The sequence below is a fragment of the Blautia sp. SF-50 genome (assembly GCF_900101315.1).
Classification (GTDB): Bacteria; Bacillota; Clostridia; order Lachnospirales; family Lachnospiraceae; genus Blautia_A; species Blautia_A fusiformis.
Map to the genome: position 1 here is coordinate 40,360 of NZ_FMUW01000010.1, position 25,089 is coordinate 65,448.

The window sequence follows — 25,089 nt, forward strand, 5'->3', positions numbered from 1 at the left end:
TTTTGCATTTTCATTGTTCTGTTCTCCTTATTTTCCGATCAGTGTCGCCCCTACTCCTTTGTATGTTTTCACACCGTCCACATAACTGTATACCGGATAGGATGGTGTGTTTGAGTAGCATCTCTTTGTTATCCGGGAATTGCTTCCAGGATCCGTAAATGTCACATTAAAGAAAGCAGGGCTGATTGCTGCATCAATCTTGGCAGTATCCGCTCTGCTTAACATGGGCCATGTAATTTCCAACGTATATTTAATAGCAATAAGATCGCCTACCATATCACCATTCGCTACACGCCCTGTATTATTTGACCAGATTTTTTCCTTTTTTATTGTCAAACCCGAAAGGGCCGGAGTCGGCATCGTAACTCCGTCAATAATGATATCATCTGTCACTTTACCGCCTCCTTATCCAAATACCGGATTTCCGGTCTGTTTCTGATAGTTGTTTCCTTCCTGGCGGATCACCTTAAACAATTTCTTTGCATCGCCTTCCAGATAGATGTGGAGTTCCCGTCCACGATCATTTCTGCCCTGCATGCTTTCAAAAGCATTCACAACTGCTTCAAATACACCTGCCCGGATTCCGGCAATGATCTGATTATTGTTTGCCACCGCAGAATGGTTTCCCATTCTTCCGACAAGCTCCGGTCCGGACTCTCTTGCCACGAACATTTCTCCCATACCAGGGAATCCGCCATTTGCGTACCAGCTCAGATTGAAACGTGGCAATGAAAATTTGAAGTTACCGATTTTTATAGATCCACCTTCCCAATCCCAGCCGATATGTGGCATAGGGATATGGATGCTTGAAAATCCATTTGCAAAAGTCTGAATAACATTCTGGCCAACTGTGTATAAGCTTGGAATTGCGTTTGCCACCTTGCCTGGTATATTACTTAATATTCCAGACAGAGAGCTCCAGTTATTATTCAGGCCGGTTCTCATTCCGCTTATGATATCCCTGCCTTTCGGCGTTACTTTGCTTTTGATATCTCCGATAGCGTTGAAAGATTGAGAACCGATTTTCTTTACTCTGCTCAGGAATGTTGATTCCCTTACAGCTTCCCAGCCATTTTTCAGACCGGTGATCGCAGCATTTCCTTTCCCACGTAGCCATGTTTTGGCATTTCCAAGTCTCTCTTTTGTCTGCCCTGGGAGTTTAGCAATCCAAGACAGTACAGCTGGCAATCCTGCTTTCATACCATTGAGCAGGCCAGATATAACATATCCGCCCTGCGTACGCATGACTGTTGATGGTGAATGGATTCCGAAAGCTTTTTTGAATCCGTTTATGAATGGTTTAAAAATGTGTGCCTTGATCCAGGTTCCTATATCTTTAAATGACTGCACAACACCATTTTTAAAGCCTTCCCAGGTGAATTTTCCAGCTTCTGTGAAATGCTTTATAATATACTTCCTTGCATCTGCAACTGCATTTTTAAAGATACCGCCAATAAATGCGGCAAAACCTCCAAATGCAGCTCCAATCGTTTCAAAAACTCTGTCAGCAATTCCGCTCCAGTCAATGTTTACCATCAGATCTTTTGCTTTGTTATAGATGGTGTCCCCCATGGACCACCAATCCATGTGTTCAATCGCTGAGATTGCAAAATCAAAAAAGCCTTTTATCCCATCGGATAAGGTCTGTCCTATTTTTCCTGTATCAATGGTTTTGACCGTGTTGGTTACAAGATCAGCCAGTGCAGTGCCCAAGCCTCTCCAGTTAAAGTTATGAACCGTGGTATAAAGTGCTTCCAGTCGTGTGTTAAAGCACTCTCCAACTGTTTTTCCAACTACACTCCAATTGGTTGTCGCAATCGCTGTATTCAGTGTGCTTACCAGACCAAAGACGGTATCATGTACGGTTCCTTTGATCAGATTCCAGTCAAGGCCTTCAAGAGCACCATTGATCCCATCTCCGATAGCTTTCCCAAGACTGTTCCAGTGGAAATTCTTTGCAAAGGTATCTACAAATCCAAAGGCTGTGTTCAGTCCCTTAGAGAATGTATTACCAACTAATTTCCAATCCGCAGCTTCAATAAAGCCATTCAGAAAAGTGGCAATGCTTTTTGCAATCTTGTTACAGGTATTCTGGATTTTACCCCACGGAATACGTTCCAGTGCTTCGTTGAGCTTATTGCCGACCATGGCACCAAGTTCTGTAAAATCGCCGGACTTCCAAGAATCTTTAATCAGTTTTGCGAGATCTTTGAAACGGCTCTTGATGGCCGTTGTCTGGAACATATCATTAACACCACCAAGCGGTGATGTATCCGTTCCACTTCCTGTTCCTCCTGATCCGGAGCTGTCTGAATCATCGTTCAGCTTGTTGATCTGGTCGAATCCCAGAAGAGTGCGCTGATATTGTTTTGCCGCTTTTGATGCCGTATCCGCGTTCTTTGCATTATTCTTCAGACCCGTTGAGGTACTGTTAAGACTTGCAGCATAATCCTGATTGACTTTTTTGGCCGTGACCATGGTGGTTTTGCCTGTGAGGGCTCCCATCAGCTGGCCTATGGAATTTACCACGTTGATAACCGTCTGAATGAAACTGTTCAGAATTGGTGCTACAACATTCAGGATTGGTGCAAAGGCTGTGGCCAGTGAATTTTTGAGCTGTGTCAGAGAAGACATCAGCAGAGAAAGACTTCTGTTTGTTTCTCCACTGTACTGTGCAAGGTTCTGAAATCCCTGCTTTGCGCCATCTACAGCTCCACGGATCACAAAACTTGCAAACATAAATTTTGCAGTCATTCCGATCGTCTTCAGTATACCTGTCAAGCCTCGTCCGGATGTTCCCAGACCATTGAACGAAGATTTTGTCCTGTTAAGAAACGGGATTCCGGATGTGAACTTCTGGATCAGTGCAGCATAAGCACCGGAGCATTTCCGGATCACACCGGTGAAGGAAGATGCAACGTTTCCAACACCTCCCAGAAGCTTTGTAAAGCCTCCCCACCCCTTCGAAACAGTTGCTCCTATTCCTTTGAAAATTCCTGTCCCAAAGTTCAATGCCTGTTTCGGAAGAGATACCGGCCGCTTTACATCTGTATTTGAGGATTCCATCTGTCTGGCCTTTGTTTTATACTCCTCTACAGCTATTTTCGCTTGATCAATGTCATATGTAAGGCTTTTCCATTCCTGACTTTCTTTTGATACGCCCAAAGCTTGGAGCTTATTCTTTTTTTCGCGATAAGCATCAAGTTCTTTATTTACTTTCAAAATGTCTTTTTGTATTTTTTGATATTCTTCTGTTGGCACCTGCTGAGTTGATTTTCCTGATTTTTCTAACGATTTCATTTTTTCTTCATACTCAAACAGCTTCCCGCGAGCTTGTTCAATATCGTATATAAGGCTTCTCCATTGCTTGCTTTCTTTCTTAACGCCCATCGCCTCAAGCTTTTCACCTTTTTTTTCATATTTTTCTATTTCTTCGTTTAAACTTTTAACAGAATTTCTGATTTCACGATATTCGTCTGTAGGGGTTTGTTTAAAAGCAGTTCCTGACGTTTCCATTTTGGCTGCAGCATCTTTGTATTCACTGAGTTTTTTTTCAGCTCGAGTAATATCAACTACAAGGCTTTTCCATTGCTGGTTCTCTTTAGATTTACCCGTGTTTTCAAATTTGTGCTGTTTTTCTTGTAGTTTTTCCAATGATTGCTGTGCTTTTGATAAATTTTTCTGCAATTCTGCATACTCTTCCGTTGGAACTTTGATGCCTGCCTTGATCTGGAAATTTTTCACAGGATTCCTGCTGAGCATTTCCCTGATCTTATTCAGAGTATTCCTTACCGGCTGCAGCGCCTTGCTTTCCATTCCCTTGAACGGATTCTTTACTTTCTCAGTTTCCTTCTGGATTTCTTCAACGCTTTTCTTTACTTCCCGCCGGCTGTTTTCCATTCCTTTTTTCAATGGTTCTGTTGTAGCTTCAATTATCACCTGCATCTTATGAAGTGTGTCTCCCATGGGCTCACCTCCTCTCTTTTTCTCAACAAATCAATGATTATGTCTATAGTTCCATTCGGCGTTGTACGCCCTTCTTTTTTCCATGTACTCTTCCCACTGGCGGGCTTCCTCTGCTTCTTCGTATGCCTTCTGTTCTTTTTCAAACAGTTCCGGATAATAATCCCAGGGATGGGCTATCTTGCCATCTTTAGCAAATAACGCTGAGATATCTACTGCTATGGCCTGGGCCTGGATGAAATTATCCATGATCCGCTGCTTTTCTTCTCTGAGCAACCGCCTTCTTATATTTGCCAAAGTATCGAATATCTCATTTACAGAAAGGTTCCAGAATGTTTCCGCCAGGATCCCCATCTCAAGAGCTACCGGATACAGCTCCGAGAGCTGTTCTGACATCAGGCGTTCTCGATTTCCTCCAGAAGGGATACCGCTGTTTTCTCCGGTAAAAAACCCGATACCACCATGAGCGGGATCAAAATCTTCTGATAGAGTTCCAGCTGACTGTTCCCTTCATCGATCCATGCGTCATACAGCTTCTGCACATCCTGATAATCAATCCCATGCTCCCACGGTGACATTGCTTCCTGGATGATCGTCAGCATCACGGAAAGCGGCGGAATATCATCGATCATATTCATGAGATTCTGTCTGTACTTATTTTCCAGGCGTCCGATTCCGGAAGCTTTCAGTTTCATCTTGAAGCTCCTGCCGCCTACATTCCAATAAGCAAAGGGCTGTCTCTTTTTCTTCTGTTCCTCCAGATTGACTACTTTTTCCTCTGGAGCCTGTGTCTCATTCTGGGCAGAAGCTCCGCCCAGATCCTGAATGCCTTCAAAATTCATCATCTTTTATTCCTCCTTACGCCGGATCTGTCTGTTTGATCTCAGACTGTACGGCCATGGTCACCTCAAACTCGATCACACCATTTACTCCACCGCCTGTACGTTTTACGGAAAACTGTGCAGTAAACTCGGTAACTGTTCCATCTTTTGTTTTTTCCTGGAAATCCCAGATCTCTTTTTTGTCTGCTGCATCTCTCATAAGCCTGTACGGGCTTCCGGCTTTACTGTTGTCGTACTTCCATTTGTACTTCATATCCGGAAGGTCTCCAATGCCTTCCTCGTACATCTTGTGCGGATCTGTAAGGCAGGTGTTTTCCTCCTTATCCAGTTCCACTCCGACTTCCGGGATCTCTTTCAGTCCTGGAAGATCTGTGTAAGCTGCAGAGTTTTCTCCAGCTGTGTGTTTTCTGTAACCTAATGTTGCTCCATTTGCTAACATCGCTATTCCTCCTTATCTCCAATACACGCTGTCAGAATCCATATCAATGATCCCTTCGTAGCGCATCTGTTTATGCTTCATCCCTGACGGATCCGGCACATCTGCACATGCGATCCGTTTCAGGCCTGTCACTTTCATCGCTTCATCTACCTGCAGAGCTGCTTCTGAAGTGCTGTGATTGTTCCAGATATCGATCCGGTATCTTACAAGGGCTTTATCCTCTCTCATTCCTTCAGCATCGGAGCTGGCTTCGTATACATCGTTCTGCTCTTCGGTATACTGGAGCGTTGAGCCCTCCGCCCAGGAACGGGGATAAGCATCTGAAACATTTTCGGACACCGTGCACAGTGCCGCGTACACCTGATCTTTTACATTCTTCATATATCCTCCAAATCTGACGCAAGGCTTCCGCCCAGCACCTTTAAGATCTGTTCTTCGTTATCCTTCATAGCCGGATACAGGAACGGATAGGCCGGATTTCCGCTGCATCTATAGAATCTTCCATCCGGCGTGTCCATATATGGCCAACGGTACTTTTCAGCCACTCTTCTGTCTATCTGGCTTTCATGGATCCACCATGGCTGTTGAGTATAGACCGGAGTTACTTCCGGAGAGATGCCGGCATGTTTCTCCTGGCCTTTCGGTCCGGTTCCGAACTCTATGTACGGAGCATAAGCTTTGTCTGTCCAGCAGATCCCTGTGACAGAGTTTTCTTCCTCTGTGGTTTCCGCAAAAATGCTCTGCCGGAGTTCTCCGGTATCTGCATGGCAATTCTCAACTGCTGCTGACCGTACAAACTGGATCGCTTCTCCAACTGCCTGCCGGGTGTCCAACTCGGACACCTCCTGCAAAGCTTTCTCCACTTCATCAAATCCATTTACACTCATATCTTTTCCACCTCTATGGTAAGGAAACGATATGGTTTGATGGATATGATCCGATAGTCTGGAAGCTGATCTGCTGCCACATATAGACAAATCCCGTCCCGTTCCTCTATATCCGTTCCATCTTCCAGGATATAATGCAGCCGGCTTTTTCCATCCGTCTGGATCTTATAGTTTCCCTGTATCCGGATATTCCGGATATAATTCAGTTTCTGGCCGTACTGCTCAACCTGTACTTCTCCAGATGCCGGCCAGCTTTCTCCGGTAACAGAAGAGGCAGCACCATATTCCTCGCTGGTACTGCCTTCTTTATCTTTCTTTACCGTCATTTTCTTATGGAAAAATTCCTCAAGTCTGCTTCTTCTCAGCCTCATAAGTCTTTCCTCCTACTCTGGCCAGGCGATACCGGTTCAGCGTGTCGTAGATCTGTTTCGGCGCATCCTCAAAAGTATAACTCTCTCCACCCTCACTTCTGGACTTTTCCCCCTCTGTTCCCATCCGGTTCAAAGCGATCACAGCAAGATCCCGGACTGCCTTTTCCAGCCCGGTCCTTAACTGTTTGCGATTGGTGTAGGACAGCACGAAAGCTTCAGCTTCATCCAGAAGGACAGACAGAAGTTCCTCATTCTTTTCTCCGGTCAGGATCTTCAGCTTTTTGATATCTTCTGCTGATGCCATCGTATCACCCTTTCAGGATTGCCAGAAGGTCCGCTTTTGCCAGGGAGGAGACACCGGTCAGTCCTTTCTCCTTTGCAAGAGTTTTCAGTTCTTCAACTGTCATATCCTCGATGTCCTTACCGATTTTCTCTTCCGGTACTGTGTCTGGTGTGGCTTTTTTCATCGGTGTGAAGCCATCACTGATCAGCTTTTCTGCTGCAGATCCTTCCGCTTCTCTTTCTACATTTTTACGGATCAGCCTCATGCTTTCGCCTCCTGGATGCTCAGATAGATGGAATCCAGTTTATTATCCAGAATCCACATATCATGGAAACGGCGGTAATCCATCTGCCATGCGTTCAATTTCTGGTTTGTTGTCGGGTCGAAGATACGCATGATATCCTGTTTTGTGACAGCGATTGGCGTGGTTACAGGGCAGATGAAAAAGTTCAGGTTCTTTGCAGATGTTCCTTTTTCATATCCGCCTTTTTCCTGGCCACTATCTTTACCGTTATTGATCTTGATAGCTGTGTACATACGGTTGGAAGGTGTGGAAACCAGCGGTACACCATCTACAGAAGGAACCTGTGTCTGAATTCCGCCTTTAGAGAAGGTCACTGCAGTGATCTTGCCCGCAAGTTCCAGTTCCAGCTCCATAATAAAGTCCGGTGTTGCCTGGCAGATAAGAGCTCCGTTATAGTTTTCTCTTACCGCTTTGATCCCTTCTTTCAGCTTACGCAGAGCAGATGTAGAAGCAGTTCCCGGTACATAAGATTCTCCGATCATTCCTGCTTTATCTGCAGTAAGTGTTTCTGTGGCCAGCTTGCTGATACGGTACGCATCGATCTCCGGAACTACCTGTGTCCTCTGGAACTCTCCCATAACTGCACCGGCAGTCGGGATAAAGTTTGCCTCGTTGATATCCATCGGATCCAGCTGGAAGAGACGGCCACGGTCCTGTGTCATTTTTCTGGTCTCGTACTCCAGGGTAACGGAGCCGCGCTGGTATCCAGCCTCACGGTCATAGTCGCCCATTCCCTGAACGCTCATTTTCGGGATCTTTACTTCAGATCCACCGTTATAGATCACCTGGCCGGCATTGGCATCCATCCAGCCGGTGGTTGCTTCCTGAACAGCGATCTTATCAAGCTGTGTCATAAATAAGGTTGCTGTTGCTAAAGTATTGATTGCCATTGTTTATTCACTCTCCTTTAAAAAATACCCATCATCGCATTGTATACCTGCTTTTCAAGGGCTTCCTGTGTGTTTGTTTCTGGTGCTTTTTTCGGAGGCTTGCCGCCTTTCAGCTTCTCATCGACTGCTTTCTCAACTGCAGTCTGGAACGCTTTTTTGACGGTTTCCATGGATTTCTTGCAGGCATCTGCATCTGTATAATTCAGTACTTCTGCAAGCTCTACCGGAAGTCCTTCGTCTGACAGGTTGTTCTTTGCTTCTGCCATGAGCTCACTTCTGGTTACTGCTGCCTCCCTGTCGGAAAGTTCCTTTTCTTTTTTATTCTGCATGTACTGCGCTTTTTCTTCCTTGGTCATCTTGGCCAGCTTCTCAGCTTCGGAAAGCTTATCATCCGTCAGTGCCTGCCACTTCTCCTGTGCGTTTGTCACTGCCGTATTGACTGCCTTCTGGACACGTCTGTCAAATTCTGCCTGATTACTGCCTGTTTTCAGGAAGTCATCAAAAGATGGAGGATTATCTCCTTCGCCGCCCGTACCTTCTCCGGATCCGCCGCCATTGCCCTCACCGGCCCCAGCACCGTCTCCGCCTTCTGCGAATAACTGCAGGTTCATTGGAACTTTACACATTGCTTTGAATACTCTGTTTCTCATATCTTTTCCTTTCTGCCCAGCCTATTCGTTCTCACGCCCGGGCCATTCAGTTTTTGGAATCTGCTTCTTTAACGCCTAGCGGAAAAAGGCATAAAAAATAAGACGCTTCACCCTGCGTCTCACCGGGAGATAATTGGATTACCTATTCCTTCCCTTTGGCTGCTGCCTTTGCTTCTCTTACTGCCTCTGCAACACCCTCGCCGATCAGATGTTCCCCTCTGTTTTCTGTTACTTCCAGAACAGTTCCCTTCTCGACGATTTCTTTCAAGCAGATGTCGCTGTATCTTTTGATGCATTTTACTTTCATTCTCTTCACCTCCCCTCCGTTGCGCCGGCGCAATTACAGTTTAAAGCACATGTTCTGAAACTTCTTATAAGCATCAAGGTATAACTCGTGCTTATCTCCGTTATATGTCAGCTCATAATACATTCCATCCGGCACAGTCGTGCTCAGAAGTGCTTTACTGTTCTGTAATGTCTTACAACTCCATACCACGTACACATCCTGTACTGTGATCTGCTTTCCATCGGTCTTATCCATATGGGAGTTTGTATATTCAGCTACTTTCGCCTTACAAAGCCTTAAAAATTCTTCGTTTTTCATTCTCTACTCCTCCGCAAAAATCCAGTCTTCCGCAAGCATATCTGCCTGAGATGCAAGCCATCCCATCTGCACACCAGATGTTCCTACAAAAGCCACTGCCATGTTGCCAATAGCATTGTGCTCACAGTTTACAACTTCGCCATCTGCTGCCTTATAAGAAATCCCAGTTGCAAGCTGAATGTACTGTTTTTTACCATTCCATCCTTTACGAGCTACTTTGGACCCTCTTTTCAGGTACTTGATAGCTTCCCCGAAAGAAAATGTTGCTTCTCCGCCCAACTGCGGACAGTTTACTTCATCTGCAATGATCCATTCATCAGAAAGAATATTCTGAAGCGTATATACAACGCTCTGGGTTTCCCGGATATCCAGTTCCTGTCCATCTTTTGTGTGCATGATGATTGTTTCTTTCTCTGGACTCCAATACCAATATCCTCCCCAGGACGGTAATTTTGCTTTACTTCCTGCTTTCATTGCCTTTAATGCTTCTTCAAACTTCATTTCTGATCCTCTCTTTCTTAAAAATGGGTATAAAAAGACCACCGGCCATTTCTGACTGGTGGTATCAGTTGGTCTGATAATAAATATCATCCCTTATTGATTCAAGCATATATGTTTTCGCTGATGGCTCATAATTTGCGTCCATCCAATATACCGACTCATCTTCCACAAAAAGCATAAAATCAATTTTGGTATCCACATCTACTTCAAATACTCCATTATTTTCACAATTCAGTACTCTCTGAACCAGCTCATTGTCAGGATACATTTCTTTAAGAAATTCGATCTGCTCTTTTTTTAGTTCAAATCTTCGCATTTCCATTTGCTATTCTCCTTACATAGTCTGCATCTGTTGGATTGCATTGAATCAGAATCCCCGTCTCAGGATCTAATGAGACTGTTCCATGTCTGCCAATATATTTCTGGCTTTTTCTTGAATCAGGATCCGTTCTCGTAGGAAATACTTTCGCCGGATTCTCCAGCGCATCCCGTATTCCTTCCACGGTAACTCCTGATCGTGATCTTCCCGTTTTTGGATCTTTCATGGTTCCGATTACTCTGTCCATGAAATGTTTACTCTGTCTGGTTACTGCTGTTCCCTCAGAAGTCTTTATACCAACAACTTTTTCATTGATTTCATCATAAATCTTCTGATAATTCTCGAATCCAGATAACGGAGATATCGTGCCTTTATCTACAGAACGTGCATAAGTCCTGAGCAGTTCCCACTTCTCAGGTTCATTATACTTCATTTCCTGGAAGTCTGCAAAATGTTTCGGCATGTCTTTTCCAAGAAGTTCCCGATACCGCTCATACTGCTTCCGGTCTGACGAAGCGTTCTTGACTGCTTTCTCCTGGGCTTCTGCTTTTAGATTTCCTTTGACGTATTTCTCATACCACTGTTCATAGGTCATATCCGCAGGAACCATCTCTGTACGCCCTGTTTCCGGGTTGTAAGCACTTCTTTTCATGTTCCTGAGGATTTTATCATCTATGACAGAAATCGTTGTAGAGCGGCAATATGGATGCATGGGAGGATAGTTCACTCCGGCTTTCCGGTCTTTCACCGAAAAAACCTTTCCATCCAGTTCCCGACAGATCTCACTGGTACGAAGATCCAGCACTGCCACATAGCGATAATTCTTGATCCCGCAGTCAATATAACTCTGTGCAGTCAATTCTCCTGCCATGTAACAGGATTCTGTTCTTACCAATCGCCTGGCCTGCTTTGCTCCCCCTCCGCACTGGGCCTGGATGGATTCCTCTGTTTCCCGGTCTGTCCGGCCGGTAAGGAGACTGATCAGCAATTCATCCTTCAAGGAATCTGCAAGCTGCTGTGTGTTCTGCCAGATACGGTCTGAAAAATGTTTTCCGGACCATTTCATCTGCAGAGCCTGGTCGATCTGTTTCCTGCTCACATGAGAGAAGCTGAATGCCAGACCGGTTTCTTTCTGCATGTTGTAAATGGAATGATAATAGGCTTTTTCTCCAAGCTGTTCCAGAAGTTTGGTATCGAACTGCTTCTCCTGCTGGTATACCTGCTGCATCACCGTATCTACCTGCGACATGAGATTCTGCAAGCGTTCCATTCTTGCACGGTACGCCGGAGCTTCCAGCTGTTTCAGAATCTCACTGTCCTTTTTCCGGTTCTGGAGTTCCTGTTTCAGCTGATCAATGGAGTTTTTATCCTGTATGGAATTTATGATCTGCCAGGCTTCTGTTTCTGACAGACCATATTTTGTCATGAACTTCTCAAAGATATCTCTTGCGGCATATTCCAGCTGGAGAGAGGCTTTCCGGTATACTCTGGAAATGAGATCTGCTGTCTCTTCTGCATCCTCCATAAACTGATACATATCCCAGGCAGACCTCTGTTCCCAGTATTTTCTACGCATCTACTTTTTCCTTATCATCGGGATCCTGCTCCGGTGGCGTATTGTCCTGCAGTCCAAAGACTTCCTGCTGCCGCTTCAGATTCTCTTCTTCCTCTGCTTCCAGGGCTTTCAGTTCCTCATCCACATCATCCACAAACGGGACCTGAGAAAGCAAGGTCTTACGGCTTACCTTTCCCCACAGATTTGCCACGATCTGGGATATCTCCAGGAGATTTTTCGGCAATGCTCTGGTGAATGTCATCGTGATCCCGGATGGATCGATGCTGGTTCCATGCAAAGCCAGATAGTTACAGAATATCCGAACTCTTTTTCTCAGACCTTTTTTATAATATCTGGTCTTGATTTTTGTGATATTTTCCATACCCAGGAGCTTAAATTCCATAGCCACACCACTGACGTTCCCCCCGAAGCTTTCATCTGACATACAGGGAATGTGGGAAAACTTATGGATATCCTGCTCAATGGCTTTCTTAAGGATCTCCACACCGTTTTCATCAAAAGTCCTGGTCAGATACTCTGCTTTGGCTGTATCCGGCATCTCAAGAACCTTGTACTTTTTAAGACGGGCTTTGGCCTTTCGGATGCTCTCGTCTCCATCCTCAGTGTTCGGTTCGTCCTCATCGGTCAGCAATGTTCCATAGATGGCCAGGATCGCATCAATAAACTGCTCCTTATCGGTCACACGATCGCTCATCAGCGCATTGTATGCATCGATCAGTGGGATCTGCAGTTCAAAATCTCCGATGGCCAGTTTATTGTTCAGGTATTCAATGATCGGGATCTCACCAAGATAATGGGGCACCGCCGGCTCTGTGGTTGCCTGGATCGTATTGCTGTTCTCAATGTCCAGCTCGTACTTATAGTTTGTGGTCACTACTGTGGCCATATAGTGGTCCGGAAGCTTCCCGGAATCATCTTTCCGGATATAATAATAGACAGCAAAGAGTTCGTTTTCCTCTATGCTGTCGTCTTTTACCATGAAGGTATTCTCTGCGGACAAGTTCTTGGTCTGCAGGTTGTTCTCGTTTTCCTTCACATAGACATATTCATAGGCCAGGCCGTAGATAGATGCCTCCAGGCCGTTGTCTCCATCTGTCTCGTCCGCTCCGGCCACCTCCAGTGCGTCTGTGAGGGCCTTGATGTCTCCCTCTGATTTGTACGTCACCGGATTGCCGATGAAATAGCTGCTGGCTGTATCAGAGATGTCTTTTGCATGATTGCACACCAGGCGGTTTTCCCGTTTGGTCTCATCCAGGATCTTGTGCTTTCCTTCGTAGTAGGACATATTCTTCTTCAGCCGGTCCACCTTACTGATGTGTTTGCTGATCAGCTGGCGGATCACCTGCTTATCCGGATTTAACTCATCGAAACTTTCTCTCGGTATTGTAAATGTGTATATTTTTCTCACCTCCTTATCTCTCGGAAACGTGCTGCTTTTCTGCCGATTATGGTGCTGCATAGATAGCGTGTAGCGTCAAGACAATTATGCACAATAAAACCACCACAAACACTAAAGTTGTGGTGGTTCTTAACTTCCATATTGTAAACGTTAGCTTTGCCTATTTTTTTTATGCTTTTTATTCCTACAAATTGGACAGAATTTTGTTTTGTTGTATCTATTTGCAGTATATTCACCTCCGCAAAGACTACAAATTTTCGTAATATTATCAACGCCTTTTTTTCTTCTGTATGCGCTCTTGCAATTATTACAGCAAAATTTTGATTTAATCTGTGGTGATTGAAATTCTTTTCCACACATAAGGCAGTTGAATTTATGTACTTGATGTAATTTCTCTTTCATTTTTTCATAATGCATTTTATGCCATTCATGGCCAGCTTTACTACCATGCCACTCCTTCGCTTTGATAGATGCCTTTTCTATATTTTTTCGTGCCCGATTTCTCTGCTCATCTGTCCACATTGAGCCATGTAGTTTCTCATGTTCCATAGCCAACAACAGCTGAAGGTTTTTGATATTATTATTACTTTTATCTCCGTCAATGTGATGAATATGGTATCCTTTAGGGACTGGACCATTGAAATATTCCCAAACATACACATGCATCCGTTTTCTCTTTCCATCGTCCGCTGTGGCACATAAATAGTATCCAGTTTTATCATCACGTGTAAATCTTTTTCCATCAAAAAATTGAAATTTTTCAGGCATTTGCTTTTTCCCTCCGTTTCATTTCAGCTTTTGCAGCTTTCATTCCCTGAAGGTAACCAAATTTAAAACTATAACACATTAATTCATACGGATACTTTGAATAGGCACTATACAATTCTGTCATATTCGAATTTGTCATATCATAATGCGGATCAATTTTTCCTATCATATCTTTCGTTTTTTTAATTACATTTTTTACAGGCATAATAAAAACTCCTTTCAAATTTTGGTTCTTGAAAGAAGTTTCCATCTGCATTATAATATTTACAGAAGGAAACTTCTACATGCTATAAGGAATTCCAATCTTTGGTCGGGGCGGAATTCCTTATTTTTTTAATTCTTCGCTGATTTTTTCATCAAGCCATTCTTTTTTTGTAGTGTTCTTTTCTTTAAGTTTTTCTTCAAAACGCATCATTTTCTCTTTTTCTACCTCAACATGAAACGCTTTAAATTTTTCTCTGCGCTCTTTGAAATACTCAGCTCTGCTTTTCGCTTCTACTTATCTCACCTCCTTGTTGCATGTAACAATATTAGCATGTTACATGCAACAAGTCAAGTAGTAACTTTCAAAATCTTATCTGTTGCTTTAAGGTGCTTTAACGCAACCCAACCTCTTTGCGTATACACAAGATGATCTGCTGTCATTTTTATACTGTTCCCATCTTCCAACGTAAGTTTATAAATATCTGCATTTTTTCTTGTCTTTCGTACATTGTAAAATGTAGATATTGCCTTCTTTCTTCGTTTTACATCATAGCAGTACACCTTTCCCTTCTTTCCAATTAGTTTTTCTATTGGAATCTTTCCTTTTACCGTATCTATCAATGTATCTCCGGTGAGACAATGGTCCCACTGTTTTACCGGTTTGTCTTCTCCTCTCTCCAGGGCTTTCTCATCCCAGATGTAAGAAGCAAACTCTTTTATGGTTTCTTTACAGGAAGAAGCAAAGACAATCTTCTCCAGGTTCAGAAGCATTCCAACCAGCCGGATTCCATCCAGAACATCATTGTTGGCTTTCAGGACCTTATATCCCCGTTTCCGGAGTTCTGCAATAAAAGAAGCGGCCGATGGATCTACGATGATCGCTTTGATCTTAGTTCCATCCAGCCACTCTTTCAGGTCGTCTGCATATTCTGAATCTGTTTTCTGTTTACCTTTGTCTCTTCCGGAATAGTAATACTCCCGGATGCAGTACCATTTTCCGTTGGTTCCTTTGTTCCACAGCAGGAATACTGTGGCGTTTTGTGTGCCATAATCACAGGAAACATACCGATTCCCGTTAATCAACAGCTGATAGAAATCTTTGATATCCTGGACATGTTTGTTCTCATCGAACATGTCGTAGATGATTCCCTCTGCTGCCGCCCAAAGCCCCATGATATAACGTTTAAAGAATACTCCAACGTACATGCTCCTGTATCTGGCTTTGATCTCTTCATCCAGGGACAGGTTATCATCCATAGTGAAATGGAGATACAGAATATCTTTCAGACCGGGATCTTTCCCCTCCGCGGCCGCCTGCTGCATCCTCCGGGCAGTTTCTTCTTTTCCCAGATATCCGGTAGATTTATCTATCCAGTTCTGTTTAAACCAGTGATACGGGCCATCCGGGTTGCAGTTAAACCAGAACTTTGAACCTTTTACAGAGCATCGGCCTGTTGCCTGGTTCACAAAAGATTCCGGCATCAGGGCAACTTCGTCAAAGAACACTCCTGCCAGCGTGATTCCCTGGATCAGATCCTGAGATCTTTCATCCTTGCCGCCGAATATGTAGAAGTAGTTTTCTTTTCCGTCTTTTCGGATGGTTAGAAGGTTGTCTGCCCTGTGATCCGTGATGGAATATCCTCTTGATCGAAGCATCAGTTTCAACCAGAACAGAACATTTCTCCGGAAGGATCCTATGGTCTTTCCGCACATGGCAAAGTTCTGGCCAGTGAATGTACTCATGGCCCACATAACGAATGATAAAGACATGCTGATTGTTTTTCCTGATCGGATTGCTCCATCGGCAATAACTCCATCCATATCGTGAACCGGGGATTCTTTGCACCACCAGGTCAGGACCTGTTTCTGTTTTCTTGAGAACGGAGAAAAATGAAACGTCTGGCCTATCTGCCTGTTGGCTCTGTTGGTTTTCATCTTCTGCAGCTTATCTTTCAGAGTTTTGAGTTTTTCATACATTCTCGTCACCCCAGACATCCTGCGCTGTTGCATTCATTGCCTCCAGGAAACCATCATCGGTAGTCTCTTCTGCCTGGTTATCCTGCTTCAGCATCTCAAATTCAAGCTGCATGGTTGCAAGTTCCAGTTTTGCATCGTCATAACCAAACTTATGCAGCATCTCGATTGCTTTCTGCTGCCGGGCCTGCACTCTAGTCAGAGCATCCTCTATAGCCTGGATCTGGCCAAGAATGCCTTCGTACTTTCGAAGTTCTGTTTGTTTTCCTTTTTCAATACCGGAAGCATATTCCGTTACAGACATTCCGCATGGTACCGAATCTTCTTCAGATCCGGTCTGAACCTCCAGTTCACGGAGAGACTGGATTCTTTTCAGCATCCGGCGTTCTCTGACTGCAAGAAGCTGGATTTCTCTGAGAAGCAGCTGCTCTTTGTTCGGCTGGATCATCTCTGCCAATGTTCTTTCTTCCGGTTCCAGGGTATCAAAAAAGAGAGTTTCAAACTCTCCTGTCCTGACTGCATTCTTATTTCCCGGCGGACCGGTTCCTCCATGCCCCTCCGCATTTTTATTTCCGGGCTGTCCGCCCTTCTTTTTCGCAACGTTGCGTTTATTCTTTTGCAACGTTGCATCATCCCATTTATATCTATTTTTCCAGCTTCGGATTGTCCCCTCCGGGATTCCGAGCTTCTGAGAAACTTCAATTAATTTCGCTCCAGAAGCATATATCTTTCTGGCCTCTTCAATTCTCTGATCTGGTGCTCTTGGCAAGCCTCACCACCTCTCATTCGTTTCGTTTTTTATATTTGTAAATTACAGTCCTGCCGGCACCATAGTGACAGCCGATTGCTGCCACGCCGAAAGGAGGTGCGCAAACACTTACATACAGTGAATCCATGCGTAAGGTATGTATGTGCTGGTGCCGTGCACGCTGTAGGAAAAATTGCATTAGAAAAGCACCCCGTAGGGTGCCTTTTTGTATGCATCGTCTTTACACACTTAACAACGCTTTTCCTTTTTGCGTCAATTCAGCTGTTTTTAAAGAAACAACTTCCGGTTCTTGTGTATTTTTGTAATAAAAAACCGTTGCGCCAACAATGAGTCCATCTTTTTGCAATTCGGCTACTGCAATTTTGTATTTCCCATATATATTATTATATTTGTTATCAACTGCGCTTCCGTCCATCTCATTTAAATCCTTTAAAATCTGTTCTTTTAAATTCATAAACCTATCTCCTATCACATAATATCTAATTTGGTGTTGATCGTCTATGTTCTCTGACTTTTACACCATCACTTCGTGTATATGGTTTTACAACCACGATCTTTTTATTCTGAGTTCCTCTAACACTGGATTTTGTCTTAGCCATATTCTTCTACCTATGCCTTTCTTTTGGGTAGAAGCGTCCAACTGGTAAATACGCCTCTTTAATTAAAATACTACTGATTCTTCTTTTTATCTGGTTCCGGTCCAGGACCTACCCAGAATCTAAAGGCTTTTTTACCATGATCCTTGGCATAATCTTTCGTGCCATCTTTCCTGGTAATCCACGTTCTAAAAATCCACATGAATATCCCCTCCTTTCGCAAGTAACTCTTGCAAAAGGATAAATACAGTGTTACAATTCAATTGTCGAGAGAGAATTGTAACCAGTTGAACAACTGCATTTACATTTTTCGCAAGAGCCAAGCATCTCCATATAAATGGGTGCTTGGTTTTTTGTTTATGTATAAAGCCTTTTGACTTATACACCTTTACTTAACATTCAGCCTTAAATAACTCAAGTATTTTCTTTTCGTAATCTGTATAATAACTTCCGCTATTATACAGCCAACTTCGATAATACCAATAAGCATTTTTCGCTGCCTGATTACTTAGATCAAAAACGTTTCTTATCGAATCTGGAGTGATATGTTCTATGAAAGTATGAATCAACGGCGGCGGCGCAAGTGCATATTTAGCAAAAAATTTTGCCTCCGATTCTTCCTCTTCTCCATCTTTGATATGGCCCATTGCGTAATGACCAATTTCGTGCATTATGGTCTGATTGATTCTTCCATAACTTTCGCAAGCATCGTTATAAAAAATCATCCACTCTTGGCTACGAGAACTGCCTATTGAAAATCCATCTTTACTTTCACGCATTGCTGCACTTCTCTTTTCCTCACTCAATGCCGAGTACGGAATAACTTTGATTCCCATTTTTGTAGCCATTTCAAATGCACTAATTGGAATGCATCTGATTCCATACACAGAAAAGGTATCTATCACTGTCCTCTTAATCTCTTCATACTGCTCATCTTCCAGACGCATATGTTCTCCTGCTTGTTACATTAAAAGATTGATAAGTTCCATTTTTTGCTCTTTACTCATTTTTGAAGCATTTCGTGCTAAAATCACTCGTGCATCATCAAACTCTTTCTGTAAGCCACCTGTATTATCTTGGCCCAATAAATAATCCGTTGATGTATCAAGTGCTTTCGCAATTTTAATCAGAGTGGCGCCTCTCGGTATGCGATCTCCCTTTAAGTAATGGGAAATGGCAGATTCTGTCACTCCTGATAAAAATGCCAGATCCTTTTGCGTCATTTTACGGTCAGAAATTATTTCTGCCATACGCTCTGCTATGCCCCTTGCCATTTTGTCTTCCTCCTTATTAGCAATCGATTGCTACATCCATACTATATCATTCAATTATCACTTTGTCAAGTTATTATATTTTTCGTCGCATTTATTGTCATTTTTTATATAAAAAAAGCACCCGCTGCCAGATGCTTTCTTGTGATGATTGGAATATTATATATGCAGGTGTGTACACCTGATCGGAACGGATGGATTCGAACCATCGCCATCGACTTCATCAGTCAATTTCTGGTTACACAGTTGCTCTGCCACTAAGCTACGTTCCATTACAGGGTGGTCGGCCCTGTCAGTCAATATCTGAAAGCCGCCGGCCTTTATGCCTTTGGCTTCTATTGTATTCTATAACGATATTTCCGATATAAACGATATTTTTTACTTAATCTCACATTTTTTCAAATATGTATCTCTGATATAGAGCCTTGGATAATCCGGGCTCTGGGAATATCCTGTCTTTTCTGCTATCTTCTCCCAGGTCATTCCCTGCTGGTAAAATGCCTTGAACACATATCTTGTCTGGCCATCTTCAATGCTCTGGATCCATCGTTCCACTGCTGCCGCCTGTGCCATTTTATGATCGTATGTGTGCTTTCTCCGGTCATATCGTGCTTGGTCGAATCCAACTACACTCTGTGGTCGCGCAAAGCCGGTGGTGTAGTCAAATATCGTACTGTTTCCAAGACCAGCCTCCCCCTGTTTCATTTCAGCCAGTTCCATGCTGAGGACCGGTATTTCCCTCTTTAACTTTCTGTAGTTATCCAGAAGCTTCCTGGTGATCTTGATCTCGCCCACTGGTATCCTCCCCTTTCGATGCTTTTAGCCGGGAACGTGTATGCTCCCGGCTTTCTCTGCATTTCTTTTATTTATCCGCGATCACGGCATCGGCTCCCTGGACTGTAACCCAGCCGTTTTTGTAGTGAGCTTCTGCCTCCTTCATTTTGATCAATTCATCTGTAATGGATGCACTGAGTTCTTTATTAGCCTCTGCCTGTGCTTTTGCCTTGGTTTTTGTGTTTTCTGCTTCAGCTGCTGCTTTAACCTTAGCTTTCTTTGCGTCTGCCTTTGCCTTAGTCAGTTCGATCTGGGCATCTGCTTCAGCCTGGAGTTTTTCTGTTTCTTTCTGGACTTTAACCTTTTCCTGCTCTGCCTGAGCCTGTTGTTTCTCTTGCAAGGCTGTCACTCTATTATCAATGGCCTGCTTCAGCTTTTTATCCGGATGCACATCTACGATGGAAGCATCCAGGACTTCAATGCCGTATTTTTTATGAAAATCTTTGTTAAGATATTCCGTGATAGCGTTATTCAGCTCGGATCTGTTTCCGGAATAGATGTCCATCATTGAATAATCGGTTGTAACCTCAGAAATCTTTGACTTCAAAACAGTTTTGACACGGTTTTCGATAATATCTTCCCCGTCCATTCCCTTGAAACGTTTGTATGTATCAATCACTGTATCCGGATCGTATCGGTAACTCATCTGGAAAGATACTGCAATGCTGGCATCGTCTGATGTGGCCACTTTAAAAGAATCATCCTCTTTACTGCCGTCCCTTTTGTCCTTTGTGAGAACAAGGATCTCGTTGCTGGTACTGAATTCCTTTACTTTGTTCATCGGTGCGATAAAATGCATTCCCGGGGTGAGTACTGTGTCCTGTACTCCATCTTTATAGTTGTAGACGATACCAACTTTACCTGTGCCGATAAAATCCATTCTTGATACAGTGTATCCTCCGCCAAGAACTGCTACTGCTGCCACGGTTCCGATAATAATCTTACTTTTCATTTTTGTTCTCCTTTTCTTTGATAGCTTCTTTTACTTTGTTGTATGTTTCATCTTCAATCTCAAACTTCTTCTGCTGCCGCCTAATTGACAGGATCACTCTGCTTCCTATCCAGATCAGTACCAGGGCTGCGGCTCCGAACACCATGCCGGAACCAAGAAATATTACCCACATCATTCTCACCTCCTCTGTGGCCATTCACGACCCGTTTTTTTATCCCTCAGCCCTGTAATCTCCAACCCCAGCAGACCTGCCGTATTATTCAGGACACAAAAGGCATTGTAGATATGTGTCGGCATCCTACCAGCTGACCGGACTGCCTTGCCAGCTGTCGGATCTGGATAGCCTTCGTTGTTCTTATAACTCATTTCACACCTTCTTTCATTTCCGCAAGTCTTTCCTCTGCATCTTCCCGTCTGGCAAATACAATCTGCTTGACCTTGCCGGCTTTTATGTAATGCAGTGTGTTTCCTGTCAAAAACGGATAGTGTATCTCCTGCCAGTCTTCCGGAAGAAGATTTGATGTACCTGGACAGTGTTGATACAAGATGCAGTTGCTGCAGGTTCCATCTTCACTGGCCGGCCGGCTTTTACATCCCTGTATCAGCGTGTTATATGCTGACAGCATCAGTTCTGGTGTGATATCCATCTTCTTCTCATGTCTTTTCATTCTGATCTTCTTTCCTGCTGCCCAGTGATACTCACAGAAATCTTCATCTTCTACAAGGATTCCTTTGCGGTCGCAAAGACCATCATCGTTGTTGATGCAGGTTTTACATGTGTTCTCCATCATTTTCTCCTTTCTGCCATGATCCGGTTGAAATTCTCCACGTTTCTGGTGTTTATCAAGCATTTCGCTCTGTCTGGGATTTTCTCTGTGCAAATGCGTTTGTATGTTACTGCTCCGATACCAGTGTAATATTGGAATACCCACGTCTGGAAATTGTGTGGGAGCTTTACAAGCCGGTATCCACATTTTCTGTTGAACAGTTTCTTTTTCTGCCTTTTGTTCACTTCATCCTCCCTACTGCCTTCAGCATCCACTTCCGATACCTGTCCCATTCTGCCAGGAGCTCAACATCTAATGCTTTACTCAGCTTGATGTCTTCCGGGATAATTCGATACTTCTTATTCACAAGAGCAAAATTGGCTGCCGCCTGTGCTACATTATTCTTTGTGCAGCCGGTCTTTTCTGTGACCTGTTTAGCCGTCAGAAGATTCTCAAACACTTGCTTCCCGTTCTGGTCTACTACCTTATACAGGTTCATCCTCTTTCTCATTTTCTTCCTCCAGGCAGTTTTCTCCGAATATTCGCATAAAATCTTCTCTACTGCCGATTTTCTCTTCAAACGCTTTCTGTGCAATCCGCTTTAGTGCATCGTTAACTTCCCGGTACTTATGAGCAGATATCCTGCCTTCTTTATGATGTTCTAGACACAGATGAACCGTAAGGCCACACCAGTCTGAATTATCTCTGTTTCTACTTCCGAAGAAAATATGATGATTTTCTATGTTTATATGACTTCCGCATATGTAACATCTATCTTTTCTATCTCCAGGAATAATACTTTCCCTCTTTCTTTTGCATGGATATTTCCAAGCTTTTGACCTCTTTCTTTTTTTCTTTCCCTGTTTTGGGAATTTCAAGTTATCGTAATTCATTTTCCGTGTGTCCGAATCGGACACCCTCCTTTCCCCTGCCGCATTTCTGACAGGCTCATGCGGCAGGACTGATGGGTTTATATGTTAATCGGTTTTTCGAAAACACCCTTGTTTATTCTTCTCGACAATCTTCGACAAGATTCTTGATCAATCTCAATCCTGCTGTGATTAATTGCTGTCTCATAATCTCCATGTGCGGCATCCCAGGTTCTTCTTTTTCCACTTCAAGAATTTCCCTGAGTTTTCGCTCTTCATCGTACAAATATCCCATTATTTCTGTTTCCGTTGGAATTGGGATGTCCTTCAGTTCCGGCGGCCAGGCATCTGGCATCTCGGTGGTATCACTGAAATGATCTGTGATTTTGGTATCTTCAACAAAATCGTGCTGCTTTTCGTCCGGTGTTTCCGCTACTGATTGGCAGCGTTCTTCTTCATTGAACTTAGAATCACATGGATCGTAAAGTTTCTTTGCTTCTGCAATCAACCTTCCGTACTTCATGGACACTTTTTCTTTGCCAACCTCAATCTCCAGTCCTGCGTTAAAGCTCATGAATGTATAGCCTACCTCAGGTCCGGTACATCCGTGATATCCATGCGGCGCAATCCTCTTTTGCACTGCTCTGGCAGCTTCTCCATTGTTATTGTATAGCCTGCATATTCTCATGATTGTTTTTAATTTTTCAGGATATGCCCCACAGAATGCTTTCACTGCTGCCGATATTGTGTATTCTGCATTATCCGGTGTATCTACAGGTACCATCTTGACCGGTTTCTTATGCCCATACTTCCCGATCAGGATCTTGGCAAGGGACTGCCAGGACAGCTCGTGTTCAAATACCCCTCCTGGATTAAAGGTGATCCCGGCGGTTGATCCCTGGTAATTGAGGTGTCCGTTTCGGACACGTGCTGATCCATACAAGTTCGAAAGCATGAAGATGGTCATGTTCTTGTCTTCCTGGATGATGTAGTTCTTCATGTTCTTGTTTGTGCTCTCATAGAAACGCTCAATCTGTGTCTCTGCCGGAATCTCCGTATCATCTTCCGGCGGCCGATTCTGGCCTGTTGCTGTTTCGATGGTCATCTGGCCAGGAATACCTTTCTCTGCTTCCTGCTGCCGGTACAGGTCTCTGATATCGTCCAGTGTCAGGATTCCTGTTTCTTCGTATAACTCACAGGCCTGTTTCTGATACTCTCTGTTGAGTTTGGACGCTTCATAGGCCACGGAAATCTTAATCCTGTCTTCTTCAAATTCTGACATCAGCTGTTCGCAGAGGTTTGTGCTGATTGCATGATATCTTCCCAACTGGCCACCGGATGTTCCGATCAGGTCTTTCAGGATGTCTCTTGTCTTTCCTTCCATCTGTGATTTCTCACGGAGTTCTTTCACAAGGCCTTCCATCTTGAGCGTTTCAGTCATTTTTTCCCAGTCGGATTTATCACGATAACAGTTCGCCTGGATGATCATGATCTGGCGTACTATGTCGTTTTCCTGACCCGCATCCTGTTCCAGTTTCGATTGTGTTTTATATATACATGGAACCCGGCTGAATCTGTCATTTCCTTCATTGAGCAGATCAATACAGCACTTCCGGCGGCAATGGCCGGCTATAACGTAATCCTTCCCATCCCTGTTCTCGATCAGGAGCGGTTGAAGGATCCCCAGAAGCTTGATCGACTGTTTCAGCCTTTCAAGCTTCTCTGTGTTGTAGAAGTTTTCTTCTGACGGGATCAGATCTTTTGGATTTCGGTATACGATCTTCTGGTCCTGCTGCCGGTCCGGGACTGATCTGTCATTGAGAAGTCCTTTCAGATCAAATTTCGCCATCGTCTTCATCTCCAATCATATCCAGGTACTCATTCACAAGGGTTTCATAGTCTTCTGCTGCCGCTGATCTGGGACTGTGCAGGGCTACAGGCATGCGCACGAATGTGCTCCTTGCTACTACACCGGAAAAGCGTATCTTCGTTCTCATGATCGGGTACTGTTCTTCTATGATCTCCGCTCCCTGCAGGTGCGCCTGGTTGAATTTCTGATATTTTGTTATAAAGCAGCGCACGTTCTTCAGATCCGGATTCAATTCTTCTTTTACATCATCGATCTGATCCAGAAGCTCGTTCATACCTTCCAGCGTGTTATCATCTACTTCTACCGGAATCAGGACATCGTCTGTGGCAGTCAGGGCGTTGATCACCGACACATTGATATCCGGAGCATTATCGATCACGCAGAAATCGTAATTATCGGCTACCTGCTGCAGTGCCTTTCTCAACCGGTTCTGCTGTGGGCGTACACGGTCCATGGTTACTTCCATGTTTGCAGTCAGGAGACCAAGGTTTGCTGTGATGATATCCAGATGCAGATAGTCAGTCTTGTTGATCAGTTTTTCCATATCCGGATGCCGGTCTACCATGATCCGGTCAATCCCTTCCCCATCCTGGGTACGGCGGTTCATTCCACGTGAACAGTCCCCCTGCTTGTCATTATCAACCAGAAGCACCTTGTATCCTTTCCGCATCAGTATGTATGCGATGTTAATGCTTGATGTGGTCTTGGCCACACCGCCCTTTAAATTGATGATTGCTATTGTTCTCATGATATCCTCCTTATCTTTCCTCTCCCATGCTGCATCCATCATTTTCTCTCAACTGTACAGCTGGAAGGCCAAACCCTCTACAATAGTGATATCCTGACTTTCCTTTAGCTCTGTACCTGCAGTCTTTGCAGAGTGTGATCTTACGATATCTGTTCATAAGCTGACCGGTCTGGCTCTTATCAAAGTTATTGATCTTCTCATATTCCTCCCGGATTCTGTCAGCATACTGTTGTAATCCGCAACGTCCGCATATCCTGTCCATCAAATCTCCCTGCATTTCTTCTCGAAACCAGCACAATTCATCGCAGACATATGCCATTAATTTCTCAAGGATGCCGTCTATGCCTTCGTCTTCGTTCCTTGTCTGCTCTCTGCATCCATTCTGGTTTTCCTCCGATCGGTTCATCATCAAACCATATTCCTCCTTTTTCGTCTTTGT

The 25,089-nt window shown here is 43.9% G+C and carries 36 protein-coding genes and 1 tRNA gene; all 37 read right to left on the minus strand.

Going from position 1 to position 25,089, the window contains the following annotated elements; genetic code table 11:
- Positions 1–27 precede the first annotated feature (27 nt).
- The 37 genes from BLP57_RS08125 to BLP57_RS08305 all read right to left on the minus strand — a co-directional run bounded on the left by BLP57_RS08125 (position 28) and on the right by BLP57_RS08305 (position 25,062).
- Entirely contained in the window at positions 28–393 is a 366-nt protein-coding gene (locus BLP57_RS08125; RefSeq protein ID WP_092070759.1) for a hypothetical protein, read from the minus strand.
- Positions 394–405: 12 nt separating this feature from the next.
- Positions 406–3,966: a hypothetical protein gene (locus tag BLP57_RS08130; protein ID WP_092070761.1), complete on the minus strand. Its 3,561-nt coding sequence runs from the start codon at positions 3,964–3,966 to the stop codon at positions 406–408.
- Positions 3,967–3,996: 30 nt separating this feature from the next.
- Complete coding sequence (locus BLP57_RS08135) at positions 3,997–4,359, minus strand: hypothetical protein (RefSeq protein ID WP_092070763.1); 363 nt, start codon at positions 4,357–4,359, stop codon at positions 3,997–3,999.
- The gene (locus BLP57_RS08140; RefSeq protein WP_092070764.1) at positions 4,359–4,808 is read right to left on the minus strand and encodes a DUF6096 family protein; all 450 of its coding nucleotides are present in this window, start codon (positions 4,806–4,808) and stop codon (positions 4,359–4,361) included. The genes BLP57_RS08135 and BLP57_RS08140 overlap by 1 nt, the downstream gene beginning before the upstream one ends.
- 13 nt (positions 4,809–4,821) lie before the next feature.
- Complete coding sequence (locus BLP57_RS08145) at positions 4,822–5,244, minus strand: phage tail protein (RefSeq protein ID WP_092070766.1); 423 nt, start codon at positions 5,242–5,244, stop codon at positions 4,822–4,824.
- Between the two features lie 12 nt (positions 5,245–5,256).
- Positions 5,257–5,625, minus strand: coding sequence for a hypothetical protein (locus BLP57_RS08150; protein WP_092070768.1), 369 nt, complete (start codon positions 5,623–5,625; stop codon positions 5,257–5,259).
- The gene (locus BLP57_RS08155; RefSeq protein ID WP_092070770.1) at positions 5,622–6,131 is read right to left on the minus strand and encodes an HK97-gp10 family putative phage morphogenesis protein; all 510 of its coding nucleotides are present in this window, start codon (positions 6,129–6,131) and stop codon (positions 5,622–5,624) included. Before BLP57_RS08155 ends, BLP57_RS08150 begins: the two co-directional genes overlap by 4 nt.
- A complete protein-coding gene (locus BLP57_RS08160) occupies positions 6,128–6,502 on the minus strand; it encodes a hypothetical protein (RefSeq protein WP_092070772.1) in 375 nt (124 codons plus the stop codon). Before BLP57_RS08160 ends, BLP57_RS08155 begins: the two co-directional genes overlap by 4 nt.
- A complete protein-coding gene (locus BLP57_RS08165) occupies positions 6,477–6,806 on the minus strand; it encodes a phage head-tail connector protein (protein ID WP_092070774.1) in 330 nt (109 codons plus the stop codon). Before BLP57_RS08165 ends, BLP57_RS08160 begins: the two co-directional genes overlap by 26 nt.
- A 4-nt stretch (positions 6,807–6,810) precedes the next feature.
- A complete protein-coding gene (locus BLP57_RS08170) occupies positions 6,811–7,050 on the minus strand; it encodes a Rho termination factor N-terminal domain-containing protein (protein ID WP_092070777.1) in 240 nt (79 codons plus the stop codon).
- Entirely contained in the window at positions 7,047–7,979 is a 933-nt protein-coding gene (locus tag BLP57_RS08175; protein WP_092070780.1) for a hypothetical protein, read from the minus strand. The genes BLP57_RS08170 and BLP57_RS08175 overlap by 4 nt, the downstream gene beginning before the upstream one ends.
- A gap of 17 nt (positions 7,980–7,996) precedes the next feature.
- Positions 7,997–8,629, minus strand: coding sequence for a DUF4355 domain-containing protein (locus tag BLP57_RS08180; protein ID WP_092070783.1), 633 nt, complete (start codon positions 8,627–8,629; stop codon positions 7,997–7,999).
- A gap of 142 nt (positions 8,630–8,771) precedes the next feature.
- Positions 8,772–8,936, minus strand: a complete 165-nt coding sequence (locus BLP57_RS17820; RefSeq protein WP_173739707.1) for a hypothetical protein — start codon at positions 8,934–8,936, stop codon at positions 8,772–8,774.
- A gap of 33 nt (positions 8,937–8,969) precedes the next feature.
- Positions 8,970–9,233 (minus strand): DUF6275 family protein, encoded by a 264-nt coding sequence (locus tag BLP57_RS08185; protein WP_092070786.1) that lies wholly within the window; start codon positions 9,231–9,233, stop codon positions 8,970–8,972.
- 3 nt (positions 9,234–9,236) lie between these two features.
- Positions 9,237–9,734: a DUF2829 domain-containing protein gene (locus BLP57_RS08190; protein WP_092070789.1), complete on the minus strand. Its 498-nt coding sequence runs from the start codon at positions 9,732–9,734 to the stop codon at positions 9,237–9,239.
- Between the two features lie 64 nt (positions 9,735–9,798).
- Positions 9,799–10,056 carry a hypothetical protein gene (locus BLP57_RS08195; RefSeq protein ID WP_227588774.1) on the minus strand — a complete coding sequence of 86 codons (258 nt, stop codon included), beginning with the start codon at positions 10,054–10,056 and terminating at the stop codon, positions 9,799–9,801.
- A complete protein-coding gene (locus BLP57_RS08200; protein ID WP_175442964.1) occupies positions 10,037–11,629 on the minus strand; it encodes a minor capsid protein in 1,593 nt (530 codons plus the stop codon). Before BLP57_RS08200 ends, BLP57_RS08195 begins: the two co-directional genes overlap by 20 nt.
- A complete protein-coding gene (locus BLP57_RS08205; protein ID WP_242872578.1) occupies positions 11,622–13,037 on the minus strand; it encodes a phage portal protein in 1,416 nt (471 codons plus the stop codon). The genes BLP57_RS08200 and BLP57_RS08205 overlap by 8 nt, the downstream gene beginning before the upstream one ends.
- A 141-nt stretch (positions 13,038–13,178) precedes the next feature.
- Positions 13,179–13,796, minus strand: a complete 618-nt coding sequence (locus tag BLP57_RS08210) for an HNH endonuclease signature motif containing protein (protein WP_092070796.1) — start codon at positions 13,794–13,796, stop codon at positions 13,179–13,181.
- The gene (locus BLP57_RS08215) at positions 13,789–14,001 is read right to left on the minus strand and encodes a hypothetical protein (RefSeq protein WP_092070799.1); all 213 of its coding nucleotides are present in this window, start codon (positions 13,999–14,001) and stop codon (positions 13,789–13,791) included. Before BLP57_RS08215 ends, BLP57_RS08210 begins: the two co-directional genes overlap by 8 nt.
- A 347-nt stretch (positions 14,002–14,348) precedes the next feature.
- Complete coding sequence (locus tag BLP57_RS08225; RefSeq protein WP_092070802.1) at positions 14,349–16,010, minus strand: PBSX family phage terminase large subunit; 1,662 nt, start codon at positions 16,008–16,010, stop codon at positions 14,349–14,351.
- Positions 15,970–16,743 (minus strand): phage terminase small subunit, encoded by a 774-nt coding sequence (gene terS, locus BLP57_RS08230; protein WP_092070805.1) that lies wholly within the window; start codon positions 16,741–16,743, stop codon positions 15,970–15,972. The genes BLP57_RS08225 and terS overlap by 41 nt, the downstream gene beginning before the upstream one ends.
- 220 nt (positions 16,744–16,963) lie before the next feature.
- Positions 16,964–17,197, minus strand: a complete 234-nt coding sequence (locus BLP57_RS08235; RefSeq protein WP_092070808.1) for a hypothetical protein — start codon at positions 17,195–17,197, stop codon at positions 16,964–16,966.
- 215 nt (positions 17,198–17,412) lie between these two features.
- Positions 17,413–17,541, minus strand: a complete 129-nt coding sequence (locus BLP57_RS18440) for a hypothetical protein (protein ID WP_255363765.1) — start codon at positions 17,539–17,541, stop codon at positions 17,413–17,415.
- Between the two features lie 190 nt (positions 17,542–17,731).
- Complete coding sequence (locus tag BLP57_RS08240; protein ID WP_092070811.1) at positions 17,732–18,286, minus strand: ImmA/IrrE family metallo-endopeptidase; 555 nt, start codon at positions 18,284–18,286, stop codon at positions 17,732–17,734.
- Between the two features lie 15 nt (positions 18,287–18,301).
- Positions 18,302–18,613 (minus strand): helix-turn-helix domain-containing protein, encoded by a 312-nt coding sequence (locus BLP57_RS08245; RefSeq protein ID WP_242872579.1) that lies wholly within the window; start codon positions 18,611–18,613, stop codon positions 18,302–18,304.
- Between the two features lie 182 nt (positions 18,614–18,795).
- Positions 18,796–18,882, minus strand: a tRNA-OTHER gene (locus BLP57_RS08250).
- Positions 18,883–18,988: 106 nt separating this feature from the next.
- The gene (locus tag BLP57_RS08255) at positions 18,989–19,405 is read right to left on the minus strand and encodes a hypothetical protein (RefSeq protein WP_092070814.1); all 417 of its coding nucleotides are present in this window, start codon (positions 19,403–19,405) and stop codon (positions 18,989–18,991) included.
- A gap of 67 nt (positions 19,406–19,472) precedes the next feature.
- Positions 19,473–20,396 (minus strand): SPFH domain-containing protein, encoded by a 924-nt coding sequence (locus BLP57_RS08260; protein WP_092070817.1) that lies wholly within the window; start codon positions 20,394–20,396, stop codon positions 19,473–19,475.
- A complete protein-coding gene (locus tag BLP57_RS08265) occupies positions 20,386–20,571 on the minus strand; it encodes a hypothetical protein (RefSeq protein ID WP_092070819.1) in 186 nt (61 codons plus the stop codon). The genes BLP57_RS08260 and BLP57_RS08265 overlap by 11 nt, the downstream gene beginning before the upstream one ends.
- Before the next feature lie 187 nt (positions 20,572–20,758).
- Positions 20,759–21,187, minus strand: a complete 429-nt coding sequence (locus BLP57_RS08275) for a hypothetical protein (protein WP_207646695.1) — start codon at positions 21,185–21,187, stop codon at positions 20,759–20,761.
- A complete protein-coding gene (locus BLP57_RS18000) occupies positions 21,184–21,438 on the minus strand; it encodes a hypothetical protein (RefSeq protein ID WP_207646696.1) in 255 nt (84 codons plus the stop codon). The genes BLP57_RS08275 and BLP57_RS18000 overlap by 4 nt, the downstream gene beginning before the upstream one ends.
- Positions 21,405–21,674: a hypothetical protein gene (locus BLP57_RS08285; RefSeq protein ID WP_092070830.1), complete on the minus strand. Its 270-nt coding sequence runs from the start codon at positions 21,672–21,674 to the stop codon at positions 21,405–21,407. The genes BLP57_RS18000 and BLP57_RS08285 overlap by 34 nt, the downstream gene beginning before the upstream one ends.
- Complete coding sequence (locus tag BLP57_RS08290; RefSeq protein ID WP_092070833.1) at positions 21,649–22,056, minus strand: hypothetical protein; 408 nt, start codon at positions 22,054–22,056, stop codon at positions 21,649–21,651. The genes BLP57_RS08285 and BLP57_RS08290 overlap by 26 nt, the downstream gene beginning before the upstream one ends.
- Positions 22,057–22,168: 112 nt before the next feature.
- Complete coding sequence (locus tag BLP57_RS08295; protein ID WP_175442965.1) at positions 22,169–23,881, minus strand: ParB/RepB/Spo0J family partition protein; 1,713 nt, start codon at positions 23,879–23,881, stop codon at positions 22,169–22,171.
- A complete protein-coding gene (locus BLP57_RS08300; protein ID WP_092070950.1) occupies positions 23,868–24,650 on the minus strand; it encodes a ParA family protein in 783 nt (260 codons plus the stop codon). The genes BLP57_RS08295 and BLP57_RS08300 overlap by 14 nt, the downstream gene beginning before the upstream one ends.
- Before the next feature lie 10 nt (positions 24,651–24,660).
- Complete coding sequence (locus BLP57_RS08305) at positions 24,661–25,062, minus strand: hypothetical protein (protein WP_139148832.1); 402 nt, start codon at positions 25,060–25,062, stop codon at positions 24,661–24,663.
- Positions 25,063–25,089 lie beyond the last annotated feature (27 nt).

What these genes read in the sequence shown, in the direction of transcription:
- BLP57_RS08160 (WP_092070772.1), bottom strand. Translation starts at nt 6,502, where the DNA reads ATGAGGCTGAGAAGAAGCAGACTTGAGGAATTTTTCCATAAGAAAATG.
- BLP57_RS08170 (WP_092070777.1), bottom strand. Translation starts at nt 7,050, where the DNA reads ATGAGGCTGATCCGTAAAAATGTAGAAAGAGAAGCGGAAGGATCTGCA.
- BLP57_RS08275 (WP_207646695.1), bottom strand. Translation starts at nt 21,187, where the DNA reads ATGATGGAGAACACATGTAAAACCTGCATCAACAACGATGATGGTCTT.
- BLP57_RS08175 (WP_092070780.1), bottom strand. Translation starts at nt 7,979, where the DNA reads ATGGCAATCAATACTTTAGCAACAGCAACCTTATTTATGACACAGCTT.
- BLP57_RS18440 (WP_255363765.1), bottom strand. Translation starts at nt 17,541, where the DNA reads ATGTGGATTTTTAGAACGTGGATTACCAGGAAAGATGGCACGAAAGAT.
- BLP57_RS08295 (WP_175442965.1), bottom strand. Translation starts at nt 23,881, where the DNA reads ATGGCGAAATTTGATCTGAAAGGACTTCTCAATGACAGATCAGTCCCG.
- BLP57_RS08195 (WP_227588774.1), bottom strand. Translation starts at nt 10,056, where the DNA reads ATGGAAATGCGAAGATTTGAACTAAAAAAAGAGCAGATCGAATTTCTT.
- BLP57_RS08190 (WP_092070789.1), bottom strand. Translation starts at nt 9,734, where the DNA reads ATGAAGTTTGAAGAAGCATTAAAGGCAATGAAAGCAGGAAGTAAAGCA.
- BLP57_RS08165 (WP_092070774.1), bottom strand. Translation starts at nt 6,806, where the DNA reads ATGGCATCAGCAGAAGATATCAAAAAGCTGAAGATCCTGACCGGAGAA.
- BLP57_RS08155 (WP_092070770.1), bottom strand. Translation starts at nt 6,131, where the DNA reads ATGAGTGTAAATGGATTTGATGAAGTGGAGAAAGCTTTGCAGGAGGTG.
- BLP57_RS08185 (WP_092070786.1), bottom strand. Translation starts at nt 9,233, where the DNA reads ATGAAAAACGAAGAATTTTTAAGGCTTTGTAAGGCGAAAGTAGCTGAA.
- BLP57_RS08210 (WP_092070796.1), bottom strand. Translation starts at nt 13,796, where the DNA reads ATGCCTGAAAAATTTCAATTTTTTGATGGAAAAAGATTTACACGTGAT.
- BLP57_RS08290 (WP_092070833.1), bottom strand. Translation starts at nt 22,056, where the DNA reads ATGAATTACGATAACTTGAAATTCCCAAAACAGGGAAAGAAAAAAAGA.
- BLP57_RS08200 (WP_175442964.1), bottom strand. Translation starts at nt 11,629, where the DNA reads ATGCGTAGAAAATACTGGGAACAGAGGTCTGCCTGGGATATGTATCAG.
- BLP57_RS08215 (WP_092070799.1), bottom strand. Translation starts at nt 14,001, where the DNA reads ATGCCTGTAAAAAATGTAATTAAAAAAACGAAAGATATGATAGGAAAA.
- BLP57_RS17820 (WP_173739707.1), bottom strand. Translation starts at nt 8,936, where the DNA reads ATGAAAGTAAAATGCATCAAAAGATACAGCGACATCTGCTTGAAAGAA.
- BLP57_RS08235 (WP_092070808.1), bottom strand. Translation starts at nt 17,197, where the DNA reads ATGAATTTAAAAGAACAGATTTTAAAGGATTTAAATGAGATGGACGGA.
- BLP57_RS08150 (WP_092070768.1), bottom strand. Translation starts at nt 5,625, where the DNA reads ATGAAGAATGTAAAAGATCAGGTGTACGCGGCACTGTGCACGGTGTCC.
- BLP57_RS08135 (WP_092070763.1), bottom strand. Translation starts at nt 4,359, where the DNA reads ATGTCAGAACAGCTCTCGGAGCTGTATCCGGTAGCTCTTGAGATGGGG.
- BLP57_RS08300 (WP_092070950.1), bottom strand. Translation starts at nt 24,650, where the DNA reads ATGAGAACAATAGCAATCATCAATTTAAAGGGCGGTGTGGCCAAGACC.
- BLP57_RS08145 (WP_092070766.1), bottom strand. Translation starts at nt 5,244, where the DNA reads ATGTTAGCAAATGGAGCAACATTAGGTTACAGAAAACACACAGCTGGA.
- BLP57_RS08240 (WP_092070811.1), bottom strand. Translation starts at nt 18,286, where the DNA reads ATGCGTCTGGAAGATGAGCAGTATGAAGAGATTAAGAGGACAGTGATA.
- BLP57_RS08260 (WP_092070817.1), bottom strand. Translation starts at nt 20,396, where the DNA reads ATGAAAAGTAAGATTATTATCGGAACCGTGGCAGCAGTAGCAGTTCTT.
- BLP57_RS08285 (WP_092070830.1), bottom strand. Translation starts at nt 21,674, where the DNA reads ATGAGAAAGAGGATGAACCTGTATAAGGTAGTAGACCAGAACGGGAAG.
- BLP57_RS08130 (WP_092070761.1), bottom strand. Translation starts at nt 3,966, where the DNA reads ATGGGAGACACACTTCATAAGATGCAGGTGATAATTGAAGCTACAACA.
- BLP57_RS08245 (WP_242872579.1), bottom strand. Translation starts at nt 18,613, where the DNA reads ATGGCAAGGGGCATAGCAGAGCGTATGGCAGAAATAATTTCTGACCGT.
- BLP57_RS08265 (WP_092070819.1), bottom strand. Translation starts at nt 20,571, where the DNA reads ATGATGTGGGTAATATTTCTTGGTTCCGGCATGGTGTTCGGAGCCGCA.
- BLP57_RS08180 (WP_092070783.1), bottom strand. Translation starts at nt 8,629, where the DNA reads ATGAGAAACAGAGTATTCAAAGCAATGTGTAAAGTTCCAATGAACCTG.
- BLP57_RS08225 (WP_092070802.1), bottom strand. Translation starts at nt 16,010, where the DNA reads ATGCAACAGCGCAGGATGTCTGGGGTGACGAGAATGTATGAAAAACTC.
- BLP57_RS08140 (WP_092070764.1), bottom strand. Translation starts at nt 4,808, where the DNA reads ATGATGAATTTTGAAGGCATTCAGGATCTGGGCGGAGCTTCTGCCCAG.